This is a genomic window from Kitasatospora sp. NPDC101235 (genome assembly GCF_044767505.1).
GTDB lineage: Bacteria > Actinomycetota > Actinomycetes > Streptomycetales > Streptomycetaceae > Kitasatospora.
The window spans coordinates 103,901-116,599 of sequence record NZ_JBIWNZ010000008.1 but is presented as its reverse complement, the minus strand read 5'-3'; the positions used below and the strand labels follow the sequence as shown (position 1 = coordinate 116,599).

Below are 12,699 nucleotides of genomic sequence, written 5' to 3'. Positions count from 1 at the left end.
CACACAACCCCGGCGGAGGCGGCGCCTACGCTCCATGGTCATGCGCAGAACACATCTGAGCCGCGCCGCGCTCGCCGCGTGTCCGGCCCTCGTCGTCGGTCTGCTCCTCTCCGCCGCCCCCGCCGCCCGGGCCGACAGCCGACTGCCCCTGACGGCCGTCTCCGACAAACGGACGACCGTGAGGGGCGGCGAGTTCACACTCACCCTGACGCTCACCAACCCGTACGACACCCCGATCCAGTTCGTCTACCAGAGCGTCCAGGAGACCTACGGCACCAGCCTGGAGACCGGTCTCAAGTTCACCGCGACCGCCTGCGGCACCCAGACCAACGGGTGCAGTGACAACGTCCACGGCGGCATCGCCCGCTACGACGTGCCGCTCGCCCCCGGTGCCAGCAGCGCCTTCACGGTGACGTACACCATCGCCCCCGATTCGGCCTGCGGCCCCGACACCCGGATCGACTTCTACTCCCACCTGTACTACGAGTACCGGGGCGGTGAGTCCAACAACTCGGGCATCGTCGGCATCCCCGGCACCCAGGTCGCCTGCGCCTGACCCGCCGGTGCCGCCGGTGCCGTCGGCGGAGGCCGCAGGCGCGCCGCCCTCCCCGGCGCAGACCCCCACTGCGCACCCCCCGTTCACCCGTCGGGTGCCGGCTTCCCCCGTGCCGGCACCCGACGGGCCGTTCGTGTCTCCGTGGCCGGTCGCCGGAGCCCGGCCGCTGCCCCGCGCGGGTGTCCGCGGCGCCGGGACGGCGCGCCGGGTTGACGCCGGGCGACGGCCTCCGGGCCGCCCGGCCAGGGCCCTGGCCGGGCCCTGGCCGGGGTGGGAAAGCCGATGGCGGCGCGGGGCCCGCAGGGGCGAACGGATGTTCCCGGAGTTTGTGGGGCTGCGGGGGCGGACCGGGCAAGATTCACCCTATCGGGGGGTAGTCGGCCTCCGTTCGGGCTCGGCCGGGTCCTGGTGATCTAGGGTTCCGCATGGGCCGCCGGGAGACGGTGGTCGCACTTCGCGAAATTCGCCAACGCCCCCACCCATAAGCGGATCTGGTGATCCGTCATGGCATGCGTTCGTCAGGGCAGGCTGGTACGGCCCTGGACGCGTGACCCGATCACAGGAATGGAGAGCCCTGCCGATGACCGTGGACACGAGCCCGGAGGCAGCGCAGGCCAAGCAGCAGAGCCTTGCGACGGCTGCTGCCCGGAACCTTGCCACCACGACCAAGTCCGCACCGCAGATGCAGGAGATCACCTCCCGCTGGCTGCTCAAGGTGCTTCCCTGGGTCCAGGCGGCCGGTGGCGCCTACCGCGTCAACCGCCGGCTCACCTACGCGGTCGGCAACGGCGTGGTGGAGTTCATCAAGACCGGTTCCCAGGTCCGGGTGATCCCGGCCGAGCTGGGCGAGCTGGCGCTGCTGCGCGGCTACGAGGACGAGGACGTCCTCACCGCCCTGGCCGACCGCTGCCAGCAGCGGGACTTCGGCCCCGGCGAGGTGCTCACCACCCAGGGCGAGGCCGCCGACAAGATCTTCCTGATCGCGCACGGCAAGATCAACAAGATCGGCACCGGAAAGTACGGCGACGAGACCGTGGTCGGTGTGGCCGGCGACGGCGACCGCTTCGGCGAGGACGCGCTGCTGAACCCGGACGCCGCCTGGGAGTTCACGGCCAAGACCGCCACCGCCGGCGTCGCCCTGACGCTGACCCGGGCGGACTTCGCCTCCATCCGGGACAACGCGCCCAGTCTGCAGGAGCACCTCCAGGCCTTCCTGGCCCTGCCGCTCCAGGCGCAGAACGAGCGCGGTGAGGCGGAGATCGCCATGTCCGCCGGTCACCACGGCGAGTACGAACTGCCCGGCGCCTTCGTGGACTACGAGCTCAAGCCCCGCGAGTACGAGCTGAGCGTCGCGCAGACCGTCCTGAAGGTCCACACCCGCGTCGCGGACCTGTACAACCAGCCGATGAACCAGACCGAGCACCAGCTGCGGCTGACGATCGAGGCCCTGCGCGAGCGCCAGGAGCACGAGATCGTCAACAACCCGGAGTTCGGCCTGCTCAACAACGCCGACTTCGACCAGCGCATCCAGACCCAGTCCGGCCCGCCCACCCCGGACGACCTGGACGAGCTGCTCAGCCGCCGCCGCGACCCCGACTACCTGCTCGCCCACCCGCGGACCATCGCCGCCATCGGCCGGGAGTTCAACGCCCGCGGGCTGTACCCCACCCACGTCGACCTCGGCGGGCAGCAGGTGCCGGCCTGGCGCGGGGTACCGATCCTGCCGTGCAACAAGATCCCGATCACCAAGGACAACACGAGCTCGATCCTCGTGATCCGTACCGGTGAGGACAACCAGGGTGTCATCGGTCTGCACCAGACCGGCATCCCGGACGAGTACCAGCCGTCGCTGTCGGTCCGCTTCATGGGCATCGACGAGAAGGCGATCATCTCGTACCTGGTCAGCGCCTACTACTCGGCCGCCATCCTGGTGCCGGACGCGGTCGGCGTGCTGGAGAACGTGGAGATCGCGAACCGCCGCAGCTGAGCGCGCAGAACGGCGAGCGCGGGCCGTAACCGGTCGGCTCGAAGATCGTTTGATCTGATGGCGGGCGGCCCGCCCCTGAGAGCGGGTCGCCCGCCTGGCCATGTCTGATCATTTCTGGTCGTACCCGACGGAACCCCTCTGGGGAATGCGACCTCATCCGACGGTCCTGCCCGTTCTGCCCCTTCCCGCGCGGCCGTTCGGCCGAGCCCGTTCCGTCCTCCCCGGATGACCCGAGAGGTGTGTGGAGCCCATGCCCCAGCGTCGGCAGATCCGCCGGATATCGCCCGGCGGTGGTGGGGGCGCGGCCCCCTGGGGGCGGGTGCGGCTGACCGGCGCGACTTTCGGCGTGGTCGCGATCTGCGCGCTGGTCAGCGGTGCGACCGCCTCCGGCGCCGGCCACCCCGGCGGACACCCGCACGGCCCGGTGGTGGACACCTGCGTGTGCAGCGAGACCGACGTGTCGATGTCGGTACGGCCGGGCGGGCAGGTGAGCGTCGGCGTGGACTTGGACGTCCAGGTCGCGGTCGGCGTCGCGCCGAGCGCCGGCCCGGAGCACCACGGGCCCAGGCCCCCGCACGGGCACCACCACCCCTGCCACACGCCCACCCCGACGCCCACTCCGAGTCCGACGCCCACCCGCACGCCTACGCCGAGCCCGACCCCGACTCCCACCCCCACGCCGTCACCGACGCCGGCGTCCCCCAGCCCGACGACGCCGGACCCCACCCCGCCGCCCGCGCCCCCGGCATCGCCCGCACCGCCGCCTGCCCCGGCAGCTCCGGCCCCCGCCGCGCCCGCCCCCGCGCCGGCCGCGCCCGCCCCGGTCCCGGCGGCCCCCGCGCCGGCGGCCCAGAGTCCGGCCGCGTCCGCTCCCGCAGCCTCGCCGAGCCCGGCTCGTCCGAGCCCGCTACGGCCGACCCCGTCGGCGCGACCGGTGTTCCACGCCACGGCGACGAAACCCATGCCCATGGCCCGGCACCAGCAGGGCATCTCGATGACCACCACGATGCTGCTGGTCACGGTCCCCGCCGTGATCGCGGCGGCGGCCCTGCGTCCGGGCGGTGGTGGCCGAGGCCGCGGCGGCCGTTCGAGTTCCTCCTGACCTTTCCCCCGACGCGCCGCCGACCGATTTCCCGGCCGGCGGAGGGTCCCGGCCCGCCGCCCGGCCCGGGCAGAACCCGGGAGAGCCGGTCCGGACCGGGCCGGGGTTCGCCCCGTCGACCTGTCCGTTGCGTCACAAGCCAAGCCAGAGAAGGGAGTTACCGTGTCCGAGTGGGTGGCATTGATCATCGCGATGGCGTCGGCCTGTGCCGTCGTGGTGGCGGTGATGCTGCTGAGGCGGCGCCGGCCGATCGTGGAGGGGAGCACCGACGAGACCCCGGACGTCATCGAGTACATCACGATGATGATCGGGGTGGTCTACGCGATCGTCCTCGGTCTCGCCATCGCGGGTGTCTGGGAGGCGCGCGGCGCCGCCCAGGACGACCTGTTCCGCGAGGCGCAGTCGCTGCGCGAGGTGAGCGACCGCGCGGTGATCTACCCGGTGGAGTTCCGTGACCAGGTCCGGGCCGACGTGGACGCCTACGTCACGTACGTGGTGAACACCGAGTGGGACTACATGAAGGAGAACGGCGCGATCACCGAGAAGGGTGACCAGCTGCTCCGGAAGCTCCACGACGACGTCGCCACCCGGTCGCCCGCCTCCGACCTCGAGTCGCAGGCCTACCAGTCGATCATGGACCGGGTCAGTCAGGCCTCCGAGGCCCGCAATTCGCGCGGGCAGAACGCCGGGCCGACGATGCCCGGGGTGGTCTGGTTCGGCCTGATCGGCGGTGCGGTGGTGACCGTCGGCATGCTGTTCGCGCTCCAGATCCGGCGAACGCCGCGGGAGTTGATCCTGGCGCTCTGCTTCAGCGCGCTGATCGCCTTCCTGCTGTTCATGATCTGGGACTTCGACAATCCGTTCTCGCGGACCGTCTCGGTGACCACCCAGCCGTTCGAGGACCTCTTCCCCTCGCTCAACCTCGGCGGCTGAGCGGGGCGGGGGCGGATCCGGGCAGATGATCTTCGGATAATCTTGCCCGGATCGTCGGGGGTCGGCCCTCGGCGGAGCGAACGAGGAGATCGTCAGCCGTGTCCGACCCGACGCCGGATCTCGGCGCCCACTTCCCGCCGGCCCGCCCGGAGCGCGCCTGGTGGTGGCTGCCCGCCTCGGAGCGGCTCCGGCGGAGGAAGCAGCGCTGGGCCTGGGAGGACTACCGGGAGCGCTACCGCAAGGAGGACCACGCCAGGGCCCAGCGGAAGAAGCACATCCGGAACGAGTCCGCGGACTGTTGTGCCGACGGCTGCTGCGAGTTCGCCGACCCCTGCCTGATCGCCCTGATCCCGGTGATGATGGTCTCCGGCGTCCGCTTCGCCCTCACCGGGGCGCGCGGACGCCGCACGGCCGATCCGTCCGCCCCCGCCCCGCGCGGGTTCGCGGCCGGGGTGCTGTACGGCGCGGTGCGCTACTACCGCACCGAGGTCAGCCCCCGCCGCCCGGCCTGCTGCCGGTACACGCCGTCCTGCTCGACCTACGCCGTGCAGGCGCTGCACCGGCACGGCGCGCTGCGCGGGGCCGGGCTGACGGTTGGACGGCTGCTGCGCTGCCGCCCGGGCGCGGGCGGGGCGGACCCGGTGCCGCCGCGCTGAGCCGCGGACGGCCCGCGCGGAGGTTCCGTGCGGGCCGTCGCAGTTCGTTCCGAGGGGAATTCTGGCGGATCGTCAGCGCAGGCTGCTGTCCATCGAGTTGAGCATCGTGCCGGAGGCGTCGTCGTTCTCCAGGGAGAAGGCGAACAGCCCGCCCAGGCCCTTGCTCCTGGCGTAGGCCCCGCGCGCCTGGACGGCCTGCGGGGTGTCGCCGGTCCAGAAGTTGGTGCCGTCGTAGACCCAGCTGCTCTCGGTGACCGGGTCCCAGTGGGTCTGCGCCGCGGTCGGGTTGAGCTCCTTCCAGGCGGCCAGGCCGGACTCCTGGCTCAGCGGCTTCTTGGCCGTCGGGCCGGTTGCGCTCTGGTGCAGGCCGTAGCCGGTGCCGGCCGGGACGCCGGTCCAGCCGCGCCAGTAGAACGGGATGCCCAGCACGATCTTGTTCGCCGGGAAGCCGCCGGGAATCCCGTACTCGGGCAGGCCGGTGGTGTACGCGGCGAGCGTGGTGTCCACGTTGTACTTGCGGGTGCCCGGGGTGATCGGCGTGGTCGGGTCGGCCGGACTGTCGTGCAGCGGGTCCTGGTGGTTGGTCGGGCCCGTGGCGTCCCACGCGCCGTGCATGTCGTAGGACATCACATCGGCGTAGTCCAGGTAGGCGCCGATCTTGTCGGTCTCCAGCTGGGCGACCTTGTCCTGGCCGCTCGGCAGCGCGGCGGTCAGCAGGTACCGCTTGCCCTGGGCGGCGCCGAGGGCGTCCAGCTGGGTGCGGAACTCCTTGAGCAGCAGGGTGTAGTTCTGCTTGTCGGCCGCGGAGTAGTGGTTGCCGGTGTGGCCGCCGGCCGAGCCCGGGTACTCCCAGTCGAGGTCGATGCCGTCGAAGAGGCCCGCGGCCGAGGCCGGACCGCCGGAGGCGTCACCCGCCACGCCGGTCGGCAGGTTCCCCTTGAGGAACATGTCGACGCACGAGGAGACGAAGGCCTTCCGGGAGGAGTCGGTGGCCGCCGCGTCGGAGAAGTACTTGGAGTACGTCCAGCCGCCGATCGAGATGGTGAAGCGCAGGTTCGGGTACTTGGCCTTCAGCTGGCGAAGCTGGTTGAAGTTGCCCTTGAGCGGCTGCTCCCAGGTGTCGCTGCTGCCGTCCACGCTGGTGCCGGAGTTGTAGTCGGCCTGGTAGTCGGCGTAGGCGTCGCCCGCGCCGTCGCCGGCGTTCGGGTTGGACTCGTTGGCCGAGTCGGAGGCCTTCACCGCCTGGAAGCAGGTGAACCTGGTCGGGTCGATGTTGGCGAACGCGTAGTGGATGACGTCCAGCTTGCCCGCCGCGCCGCTGGTGTCGACGTTCTTCGCGTGGTACGCGTTCTCGTAGACGCCCCACTGGTCGAAGTAGGCCGAGCGGATCGGCTGTTGCGCGGGGGCGGCCGCGGTCGTGGTGCTCACCGGCGCGGACTGGGCGGAGGCGTGGCTGCCGGAGTAGCCCTGGACGCTGAAGGTGTAGCTCCTGCCCGGCAGCAGCGAGCTGACCGCGACCGAGGTGCCCATCGAGGTGGCGACCAGCTGGCCGTTGGACCACACCTTGTAGGCCACCGGGCCGTCACCGCTGGTGAGGGTGGACGGCTGCCAGGTGAGCACCACCGCGTTGGAGGTGGTCCTGGTGACCGCGAACCCGGTCGGGGTGGTGACCTTGCCGTCCCCGGCCGGGCCGTTCGCGGTGCCCGTCGGGGTCGGGGTGGTGGTCGTGGGGGTGCCCGTCGGGCTCCCGGTCGCCGTCGGGCTTCCGGTGGCGGTGGGGCTCCCGGTCGCGGTGGGGCTCGCGGTGGCGGTCGGGCTTCCGGTGGCGGTCGGGCTTCCGGTGGCGGTCGGTCCGGCCGGTCCGGTCAGCGTGAGGTCGTCCGCGTAGTACGTGCCGGTGCCGTACCAGCCGTGGGTGAAGACCGTGACGGAGGTCGTGGTGGCGCCGGTGGTGAAGGTGGTGCTCAGCTGGTTCCAGCCGGTCCCACCCGGCGTCCAGACCGAGGAGTTGACGCCGGTGCCGGTGGCGCCCAGGTAGACGTAGCTGCCCTGGACCCAGCCGGCCAGGGTGTACGTGGTGTTCGGCAGGACGGTGACGGTCTGCTGGCACTGCGCGGTGTCGGCGGCCGAGGCGGCGCCGCTGAGCGCGCGGCTCCCGCCGTGCACCGGGGTGGTGACGACCGACCCGTTGGAGCAGGTCCAGCCGGCCAGGGTGCCGGCCTCGAAGTCACCGTTGGCCAGCAGGTTGACCGGGGCGGCCGAGGCGGAGCCGAAGGTCAGGGCGATGGCGGCGCCGCTGGTGGTCAGGGTGGCGGCCAGGGCCAGTGCGGTGGCTCTTCTGCGCTGGGCGGCCCGGCGGCCGGCGCGCTCCCCGGCGGGCTGAGCTGCGGGCAGGACACGGTCGTGCATGCGGTGGGTCCTCCGGATGTGTGGGGGGTTCCGGCGGTGCGGTGGCCCGGACGGGCCGAGGGGAGCCGACCCGGGCGCGATGGGGGCGCGCGGGCTGGTGACGCGTGGGACGAGTGGTGCGCGGACACGCCGGGCGGCCGACCCGTGCACGTCACGACTGAACAGATTGGACTGGACCAATATTCGCCGTCAAGGGTGTCCGCCCGCTGGACCGCCTCCGGCCCGGGCGGCGGCGGCCCGGGTATCGGCGGCCGGGGTGACGGTGGCCCGGTAGGTTGGCCGGAACGAGCAGGCCCGTCGAACGGAGGAGGCGCGATGGACAGCCAGGACTGGGACGACCGCTACGCCGCGAGCGAGCTGGTGTGGGGAGCCGGGCCCAACCAGTGGGTGGTCCGCGAACTGGAGGGCAGGGCCCCCGGCCATGCCCTCGACCTGGCCGCCGGAGAGGGCCGCAACGCCATCTGGCTGGCCGCCCAGGGCTGGGAGGTCACCGGACTGGACTTCTCCGCCGTCGCCCTGGAACGCGCCGAACGGCTCACCGCCGACCTGCCCGACGAGGTCGCCGACCGGCTCACCTGGCGCCACGGCGACGCCCGCACGCTGGAGGCCCCCGCCGCCGGCTACGACCTCGTCCTGATCGCCTACCTGCAGATCCCCGCCGCGGACCGCCGGGCCGCGCTGGGCCGGGCCGCCGACGCGCTCGCCCCCGGCGGCACCCTGCTGGTCATCGGGCACGACCTGAGCAACCTCACCGAGGGCGTCGGCGGCCCGCAGGACCCGGCCGTGCTCTTCACCCCGGAGGACGTCCTGGCCGACCTCGCCGACCGCGGGCTGCGCACCGTCCGCGCCGAGCGGGTGCACCGCACGGTGGGCGGCGAGCCCGGGCACAAGGGTGGCGCGAGCGGCGAGGGAAGTGAGGCCGGTGGGGGAGCAGCGGGCGGCCGGGTCGCGGTGGATGCGCTGGTGCGGCTGGAGCGGAGCGCCGGGTGACGGGCCGGCCCGGCCGGCGGGCCGTGCTCGGCGCACTGGCGGCCGCCTCCCCGCTGGGGCTGGCGGGCTGCTCGGCCGGGAGGCCGGAGCGGACCGCCGCGACGGCCGAACCGGGCGACCCGGGCCGTGAGGCCTTCGTGATGGTGATCCGGCACGGCGAGAAGCCCGACGGCGGCCATCCGGGGCTGGACGAGAGCGGTCGGCCGGACGACAAGTCGCTCACCGAGGCCGGCTGGGCCCGGGCGAACGCGCTGCCCACGCTGTTCGTGCCGCCCGCGCCCGGCCTGCGCACCCCGGCCCGGATCCTCGCCGCCGCCGACCGGGGCCCGCTGGCCGGCGCGCACAGGATGCGCCAGACCGTGACCCCGCTGGCCGGGCGGCTCGGGCTGACCGTGGACACCGCGTACGCGGAGTCCCAGGAGTCGGCGCTGGCCGGCTCCGCACTGGCCGGGGCGCAGCCGGTGCTGATCTGTTGGGAGCACTCGCGGATCCCGCGCATCGTCGAGGCGCTCGGTGCGGCCGACAGCGGTGTGCCCGCCGCCTGGCCGGACCGGTTCGACCTGGTCTGGGTCTTCTCCCGGCCGGCCGGCGGGGCCTGGACCTTCCACGAGGTGCAGCAGCACCTGCTGGACGGCGACGGCTGATCCGCCTGGCGGCGTACAACACGTGACGGTCCGTCAACTAGCGTTGTGGGGCATGAGGATTCGCATGCTCTCGACGGCGCCGGTCGTCGTCGCGCTGCTGCTGGCCGGATGCGGCGGTCCGGGCTCCGGTTCCGGCTCCGCCGCCGAGGAGCGGCCGGGGCCCTGGCCGAGCGGCCCGTCCCCGACCGGCCCGTCGCCGACCGGCCCGGCCGTGACCGGTGCGCCGTCGGCCGACGCCACCCAGGCCGGTGCCGAGCGCCGCGCCGACGGCGCCCAGCTGCTCTACCGCGCCGGGGGCGGCCACAGCGCGCAGAACCCGGCCTTCGCCCCGGACGGCCGCTCGGTGCTGCTGACCGAGTTCAGCGAGGGCTACAACAAGGGCCCCGCCGCCCTCGGCATCCTGCCGCTGGACGGCGGCGCGCCGCGCAAGGTGCTGGAGGATCCCGACAAGGCGGCCGTCAACCTCCCCGGCACCAGCTGGAACGCCGCCGCCGACGCCTTCGCCTTCGCCACCGACCGGGAGTCCGGGCACGACGAGGTCTGGCTGATGGGGCCGGGTGGCGCCCCCGAGCGGGTGACCAGCCACACCGACGACAGCGGCTACAGCGAGCCCAGCTTCTCCCCGGACGGCGAGTGGATCGTCTTCCAGCAGAGCCGGGAGCCGGAGCGCGCCGCCGTGCAGGACGACACCGCCGGGCAGGGCTCGCTCTGGAAGGTTCGCCGCAGCGGTGGTGCGCCCGTCCTGCTGGTGGACGGCCGGGGCACCGGCACCGACAACCGGCAGCCGAACTGGTCCCCGAAGGGCGACCGGATCGTCTTCCAGCGGCGGAGCGCGGGCCGCGAGGACTGGTCGCTGTGGACGGTGAACGCGGACGGCGGCGGACTGCGGCGGGTCACCGAAGCGCCGGGCGAGCACACCGATCCGAGCTGGTCCCCGGACGGCCGTTTCCTGGTCTTCTCCTCCAACCTGGGCGACCTGCCGAAGGCCCAGGTCTTCGTGGTCCCGGCGGACGGCGGCACCCCGGGTGCCCCTCCCGTCCGGGTGACCCGCGACGACACCGCCTACGACGGTGCGCCGAGCTGGTCCCCGGACGGGCAGTGGATCGCCTTCGAGTCCGCCCCGGGCGGCGAGGCCAACCCCGCCGCCCTCTGGCGCATCCCGGTGCCCCGCGAGGCCGTCGCTAGCCGACGGTGATCGTCACCACCGAGTACTGCGCGACGGTCAGCGGCACGCTGACCGTCCCGCCGGTGACGGTGTACGGGACGGCCTTGGGTGCCGGGTCGGTGCCGTCCGGGCCGGCGGCGGTGACGGCGGTGACGCTCGCCCCGGCCGGGAGGGCGTAGGAGAGCGTGCAGTTGGCGGGCGTGCTGCGGAACGCCGCCGGGGTGTCGCCGAAGTTGGTGAAGTTCACCAGGTGGACGACGGTGTCCGCGCCGAGCCGCCGGGCGTCCAGGAAGATCCGGCGGTCCCCGGCCAGGGTGACCGCCGGCGGGGCGGACTGCCGGACGGCGGTGAGCAGCTGGTCCGCCGAGGCCTGGTCGGTCTTGGTCAGGTAGCTCAGCCCGGGCAGCGCCTTGACGTACCAACAGCTGCCGCTGCCGTAGGAGTTCTGCCTGGTGGCGGGCAGCGGGTCGGCCCTGCGCAGGCCGAGCACGTCGGAGAGCGCGAACTCGCTGCGCTGGCCGCCCAGTTCGTCCAGCGCGGTGGGTGCCGGGCCGGTGATCACGATCGTCCCGCCGGCCGCGACGAAGCCGCGCAGCAGCGCCGCCTCGGCGTCCGAGACCGCCTGGAGGTTGGGCAGCAGCAGGACCTTGAACCGGGCCAGGTCGTCGGCGGTCAGGCCGGGGCTGGGCACCGTGTCGAACGGGACGTGGGCGTACACCAACGCCTTGACGGTGCCGCGGAACTCGCCGAGCCAGGGGATCGAGGCGCAGCTCATCTGCGGGTCGTCGCCGCCCCACCAGTCGGTGATCCCGGCCGGGGCCGTGGCGTTGACGTACATCCCGTTGCCCTCGCCCGGGGCCACGTAGTCCCGGGACGGCGCGGAGTGGTAGACGCCGACCTCCGCGATCGAGACCGGGTCGTAGAGCTTCGTCTGGTTGGTGCGCACGAAGCGGTACATCCGGGTGCGCATCGCGGCGTCCACGGTGTCGTTCTTGAACGGGGTCTTCACCTCGTACGGGTTGCAGCCGGCCGCGATCAGCTGGGACATCACCAGCGAGGCGTCGTCGGCCTGCCAGCCGTAGGAGAACGCCCAGGCCGGCTTGGTGCCGCTGGCGGCGCGGGCGTACTTGTACATGGAGATCAGGCAGACCCAGTCGGAGGCGGTGGCGTGCCGCATGCCGTCGTAGTTGCCGAGGATGTCCACCTCCCAGACCTGGCTGACGGCGCCGGGGGCCTGGCGCAGGTAGCCGCCGTCCAGGCCGATCGAGGTGGCGTAGCGGTAGTCCATCGACACGGTCTCGACGAAGGTGACCAGGTCGGGGTTGACCGAACGGCCCGCGTCGGCGATGTCCAGCTGGAACCGGAGCAGGTTGCGGTGGCGCCACTCGACGTAGCGGCGGAAGACCGGGTCGGCGAAGTTCGCGGCCTTGGGCAGGTCGAGGCCGGTGTCGGCCTTGAACGCGGCGGCGCCCCAGGTGGAGGCGTCGCACCAGGAGAGCACGCCGTCGAAGTAGATCGGGACGTCCGGCCAGATGCCGTCCACGCCGGTCGCGGCCACGCCTCTGATCCGCTTGAGGTAGTAGTCCCGCCAGGGCGAGTTGGGGCTGAGCCAGACGCTCTCGTCGCCCGGGTCGACCCAGACCACCACGCTGCCGTAGAACACGTTGGGCTTGCCGGCGAGGTCGCGCTGGACCCAGTTCTTGCCCTGGTCGTTCTTGTAGAAGGAGCGGCCCTTCTCACCGCCGGGGGAGATCAGCTCCAGGGACGGGTAGTACATGACGACCTTGAGGCCGGCGGCGTGGGCCAGGCCGGTGAACGTCTTCACCTCGGCCATGTGGGCGGCGAACTGGGCGTCGGTGAGCCAGTCGGAGAGCAGGGTGTCCAGCTCGATGACGCTGACCTCCTGCGCCTTGAGGGCGTCCACGGCGCTCTGCATGTCGGCGGGCTCGTTGAAGGTGCCGTCGGCGACGCGGGCGTAGCGGGCCCAGTCCGGCCAGGTCTGGGCGGAGTTGGCGGTGCGCAGGGCGGCGGCCCGCGTGGTGGCGGGCCAGGTGCCGTCGTACTGGGCGGTGCCGTGGTCGGTGTCCGGCGCGGCGGCCGCCCAGGCCGTGCCGCCGGGCAGCAGTCGGACGGTGGCCAGCGCGCCGCCCGCGCCGAGGCCGGCCCGGAGCAGCCGCCGGCGGCCGAGGCGCGATCCCCCCGGTCGTTCCGGTGTTGCGTGCTGTTCGGTTCCTTCGTGCTGCTCGGGCATGGTGGT

General features: G+C 73.1%; 10 protein-coding genes. 8 read left to right on the top strand and 2 right to left on the bottom strand.

The features are described 5' to 3' along the window. Positions 1 to 40: 40 nt before the first annotated feature. The 5 genes from ACIRRH_RS16045 (at position 41) to yidD (ending at position 5,234) form a co-directional block, all read left to right on the top strand. Positions 41 to 556 carry a hypothetical protein gene (locus ACIRRH_RS16045; RefSeq protein ID WP_403067077.1) on the top strand — a complete coding sequence of 172 codons (516 nt, stop codon included), beginning with the start codon at positions 41 to 43 and terminating at the stop codon, positions 554 to 556. A 580-nt stretch (positions 557 to 1,136) separates the two neighbouring features. Next, on the top strand, positions 1,137 to 2,543 hold the full coding sequence (locus ACIRRH_RS16040; RefSeq protein WP_403067075.1) for a family 2B encapsulin nanocompartment shell protein: 1,407 nt from the start codon (positions 1,137 to 1,139) through the stop codon (positions 2,541 to 2,543). A 250-nt stretch (positions 2,544 to 2,793) separates the two neighbouring features. Then, a complete protein-coding gene (locus tag ACIRRH_RS16035) occupies positions 2,794 to 3,645 on the top strand; it encodes a hypothetical protein (protein WP_403067073.1) in 852 nt (283 codons plus the stop codon). A 162-nt stretch (positions 3,646 to 3,807) separates the two neighbouring features. Beyond that, entirely contained in the window at positions 3,808 to 4,578 is a 771-nt protein-coding gene (locus ACIRRH_RS16030) for a hypothetical protein (RefSeq protein ID WP_403067071.1), read from the top strand. A gap of 98 nt (positions 4,579 to 4,676) precedes the next feature. After that, positions 4,677 to 5,234: a membrane protein insertion efficiency factor YidD gene (gene yidD / locus ACIRRH_RS16025; RefSeq protein WP_403067069.1), complete on the top strand. Its 558-nt coding sequence runs from the start codon at positions 4,677 to 4,679 to the stop codon at positions 5,232 to 5,234. 72 nt (positions 5,235 to 5,306) lie between these two features. Here the strand turns inward: yidD and ACIRRH_RS16020 are convergent, their stop codons facing one another. Beyond that, positions 5,307 to 7,643: a glycosyl hydrolase family 18 protein gene (locus tag ACIRRH_RS16020; RefSeq protein ID WP_403067067.1), complete on the bottom strand. Its 2,337-nt coding sequence runs from the start codon at positions 7,641 to 7,643 to the stop codon at positions 5,307 to 5,309. A 315-nt stretch (positions 7,644 to 7,958) separates the two neighbouring features. Between ACIRRH_RS16020 and ACIRRH_RS16015 the strand changes: the two genes are divergently transcribed. From ACIRRH_RS16015 to ACIRRH_RS16005, 3 genes are read left to right on the top strand one after another with little or no spacing between them, the layout of a single operon-like run. Continuing rightward, positions 7,959 to 8,633, top strand: a complete 675-nt coding sequence (locus tag ACIRRH_RS16015) for a class I SAM-dependent methyltransferase (RefSeq protein ID WP_403067065.1) — start codon at positions 7,959 to 7,961, stop codon at positions 8,631 to 8,633. Then, positions 8,630 to 9,277, top strand: a complete 648-nt coding sequence (locus ACIRRH_RS16010; protein WP_403067063.1) for a hypothetical protein — start codon at positions 8,630 to 8,632, stop codon at positions 9,275 to 9,277. Before ACIRRH_RS16015 ends, ACIRRH_RS16010 begins: the two co-directional genes overlap by 4 nt. 52 nt (positions 9,278 to 9,329) lie before the next feature. Continuing rightward, entirely contained in the window at positions 9,330 to 10,472 is a 1,143-nt protein-coding gene (locus tag ACIRRH_RS16005) for a hypothetical protein (RefSeq protein WP_403067061.1), read from the top strand. On the opposite strand, the gene ACIRRH_RS16000 is transcribed toward ACIRRH_RS16005, so the two are convergent. Next, on the bottom strand, positions 10,459 to 12,693 hold the full coding sequence (locus ACIRRH_RS16000) for a hypothetical protein (protein ID WP_403067059.1): 2,235 nt from the start codon (positions 12,691 to 12,693) through the stop codon (positions 10,459 to 10,461). The genes ACIRRH_RS16005 and ACIRRH_RS16000 overlap by 14 nt on opposite strands. Positions 12,694 to 12,699 lie beyond the last annotated feature (6 nt).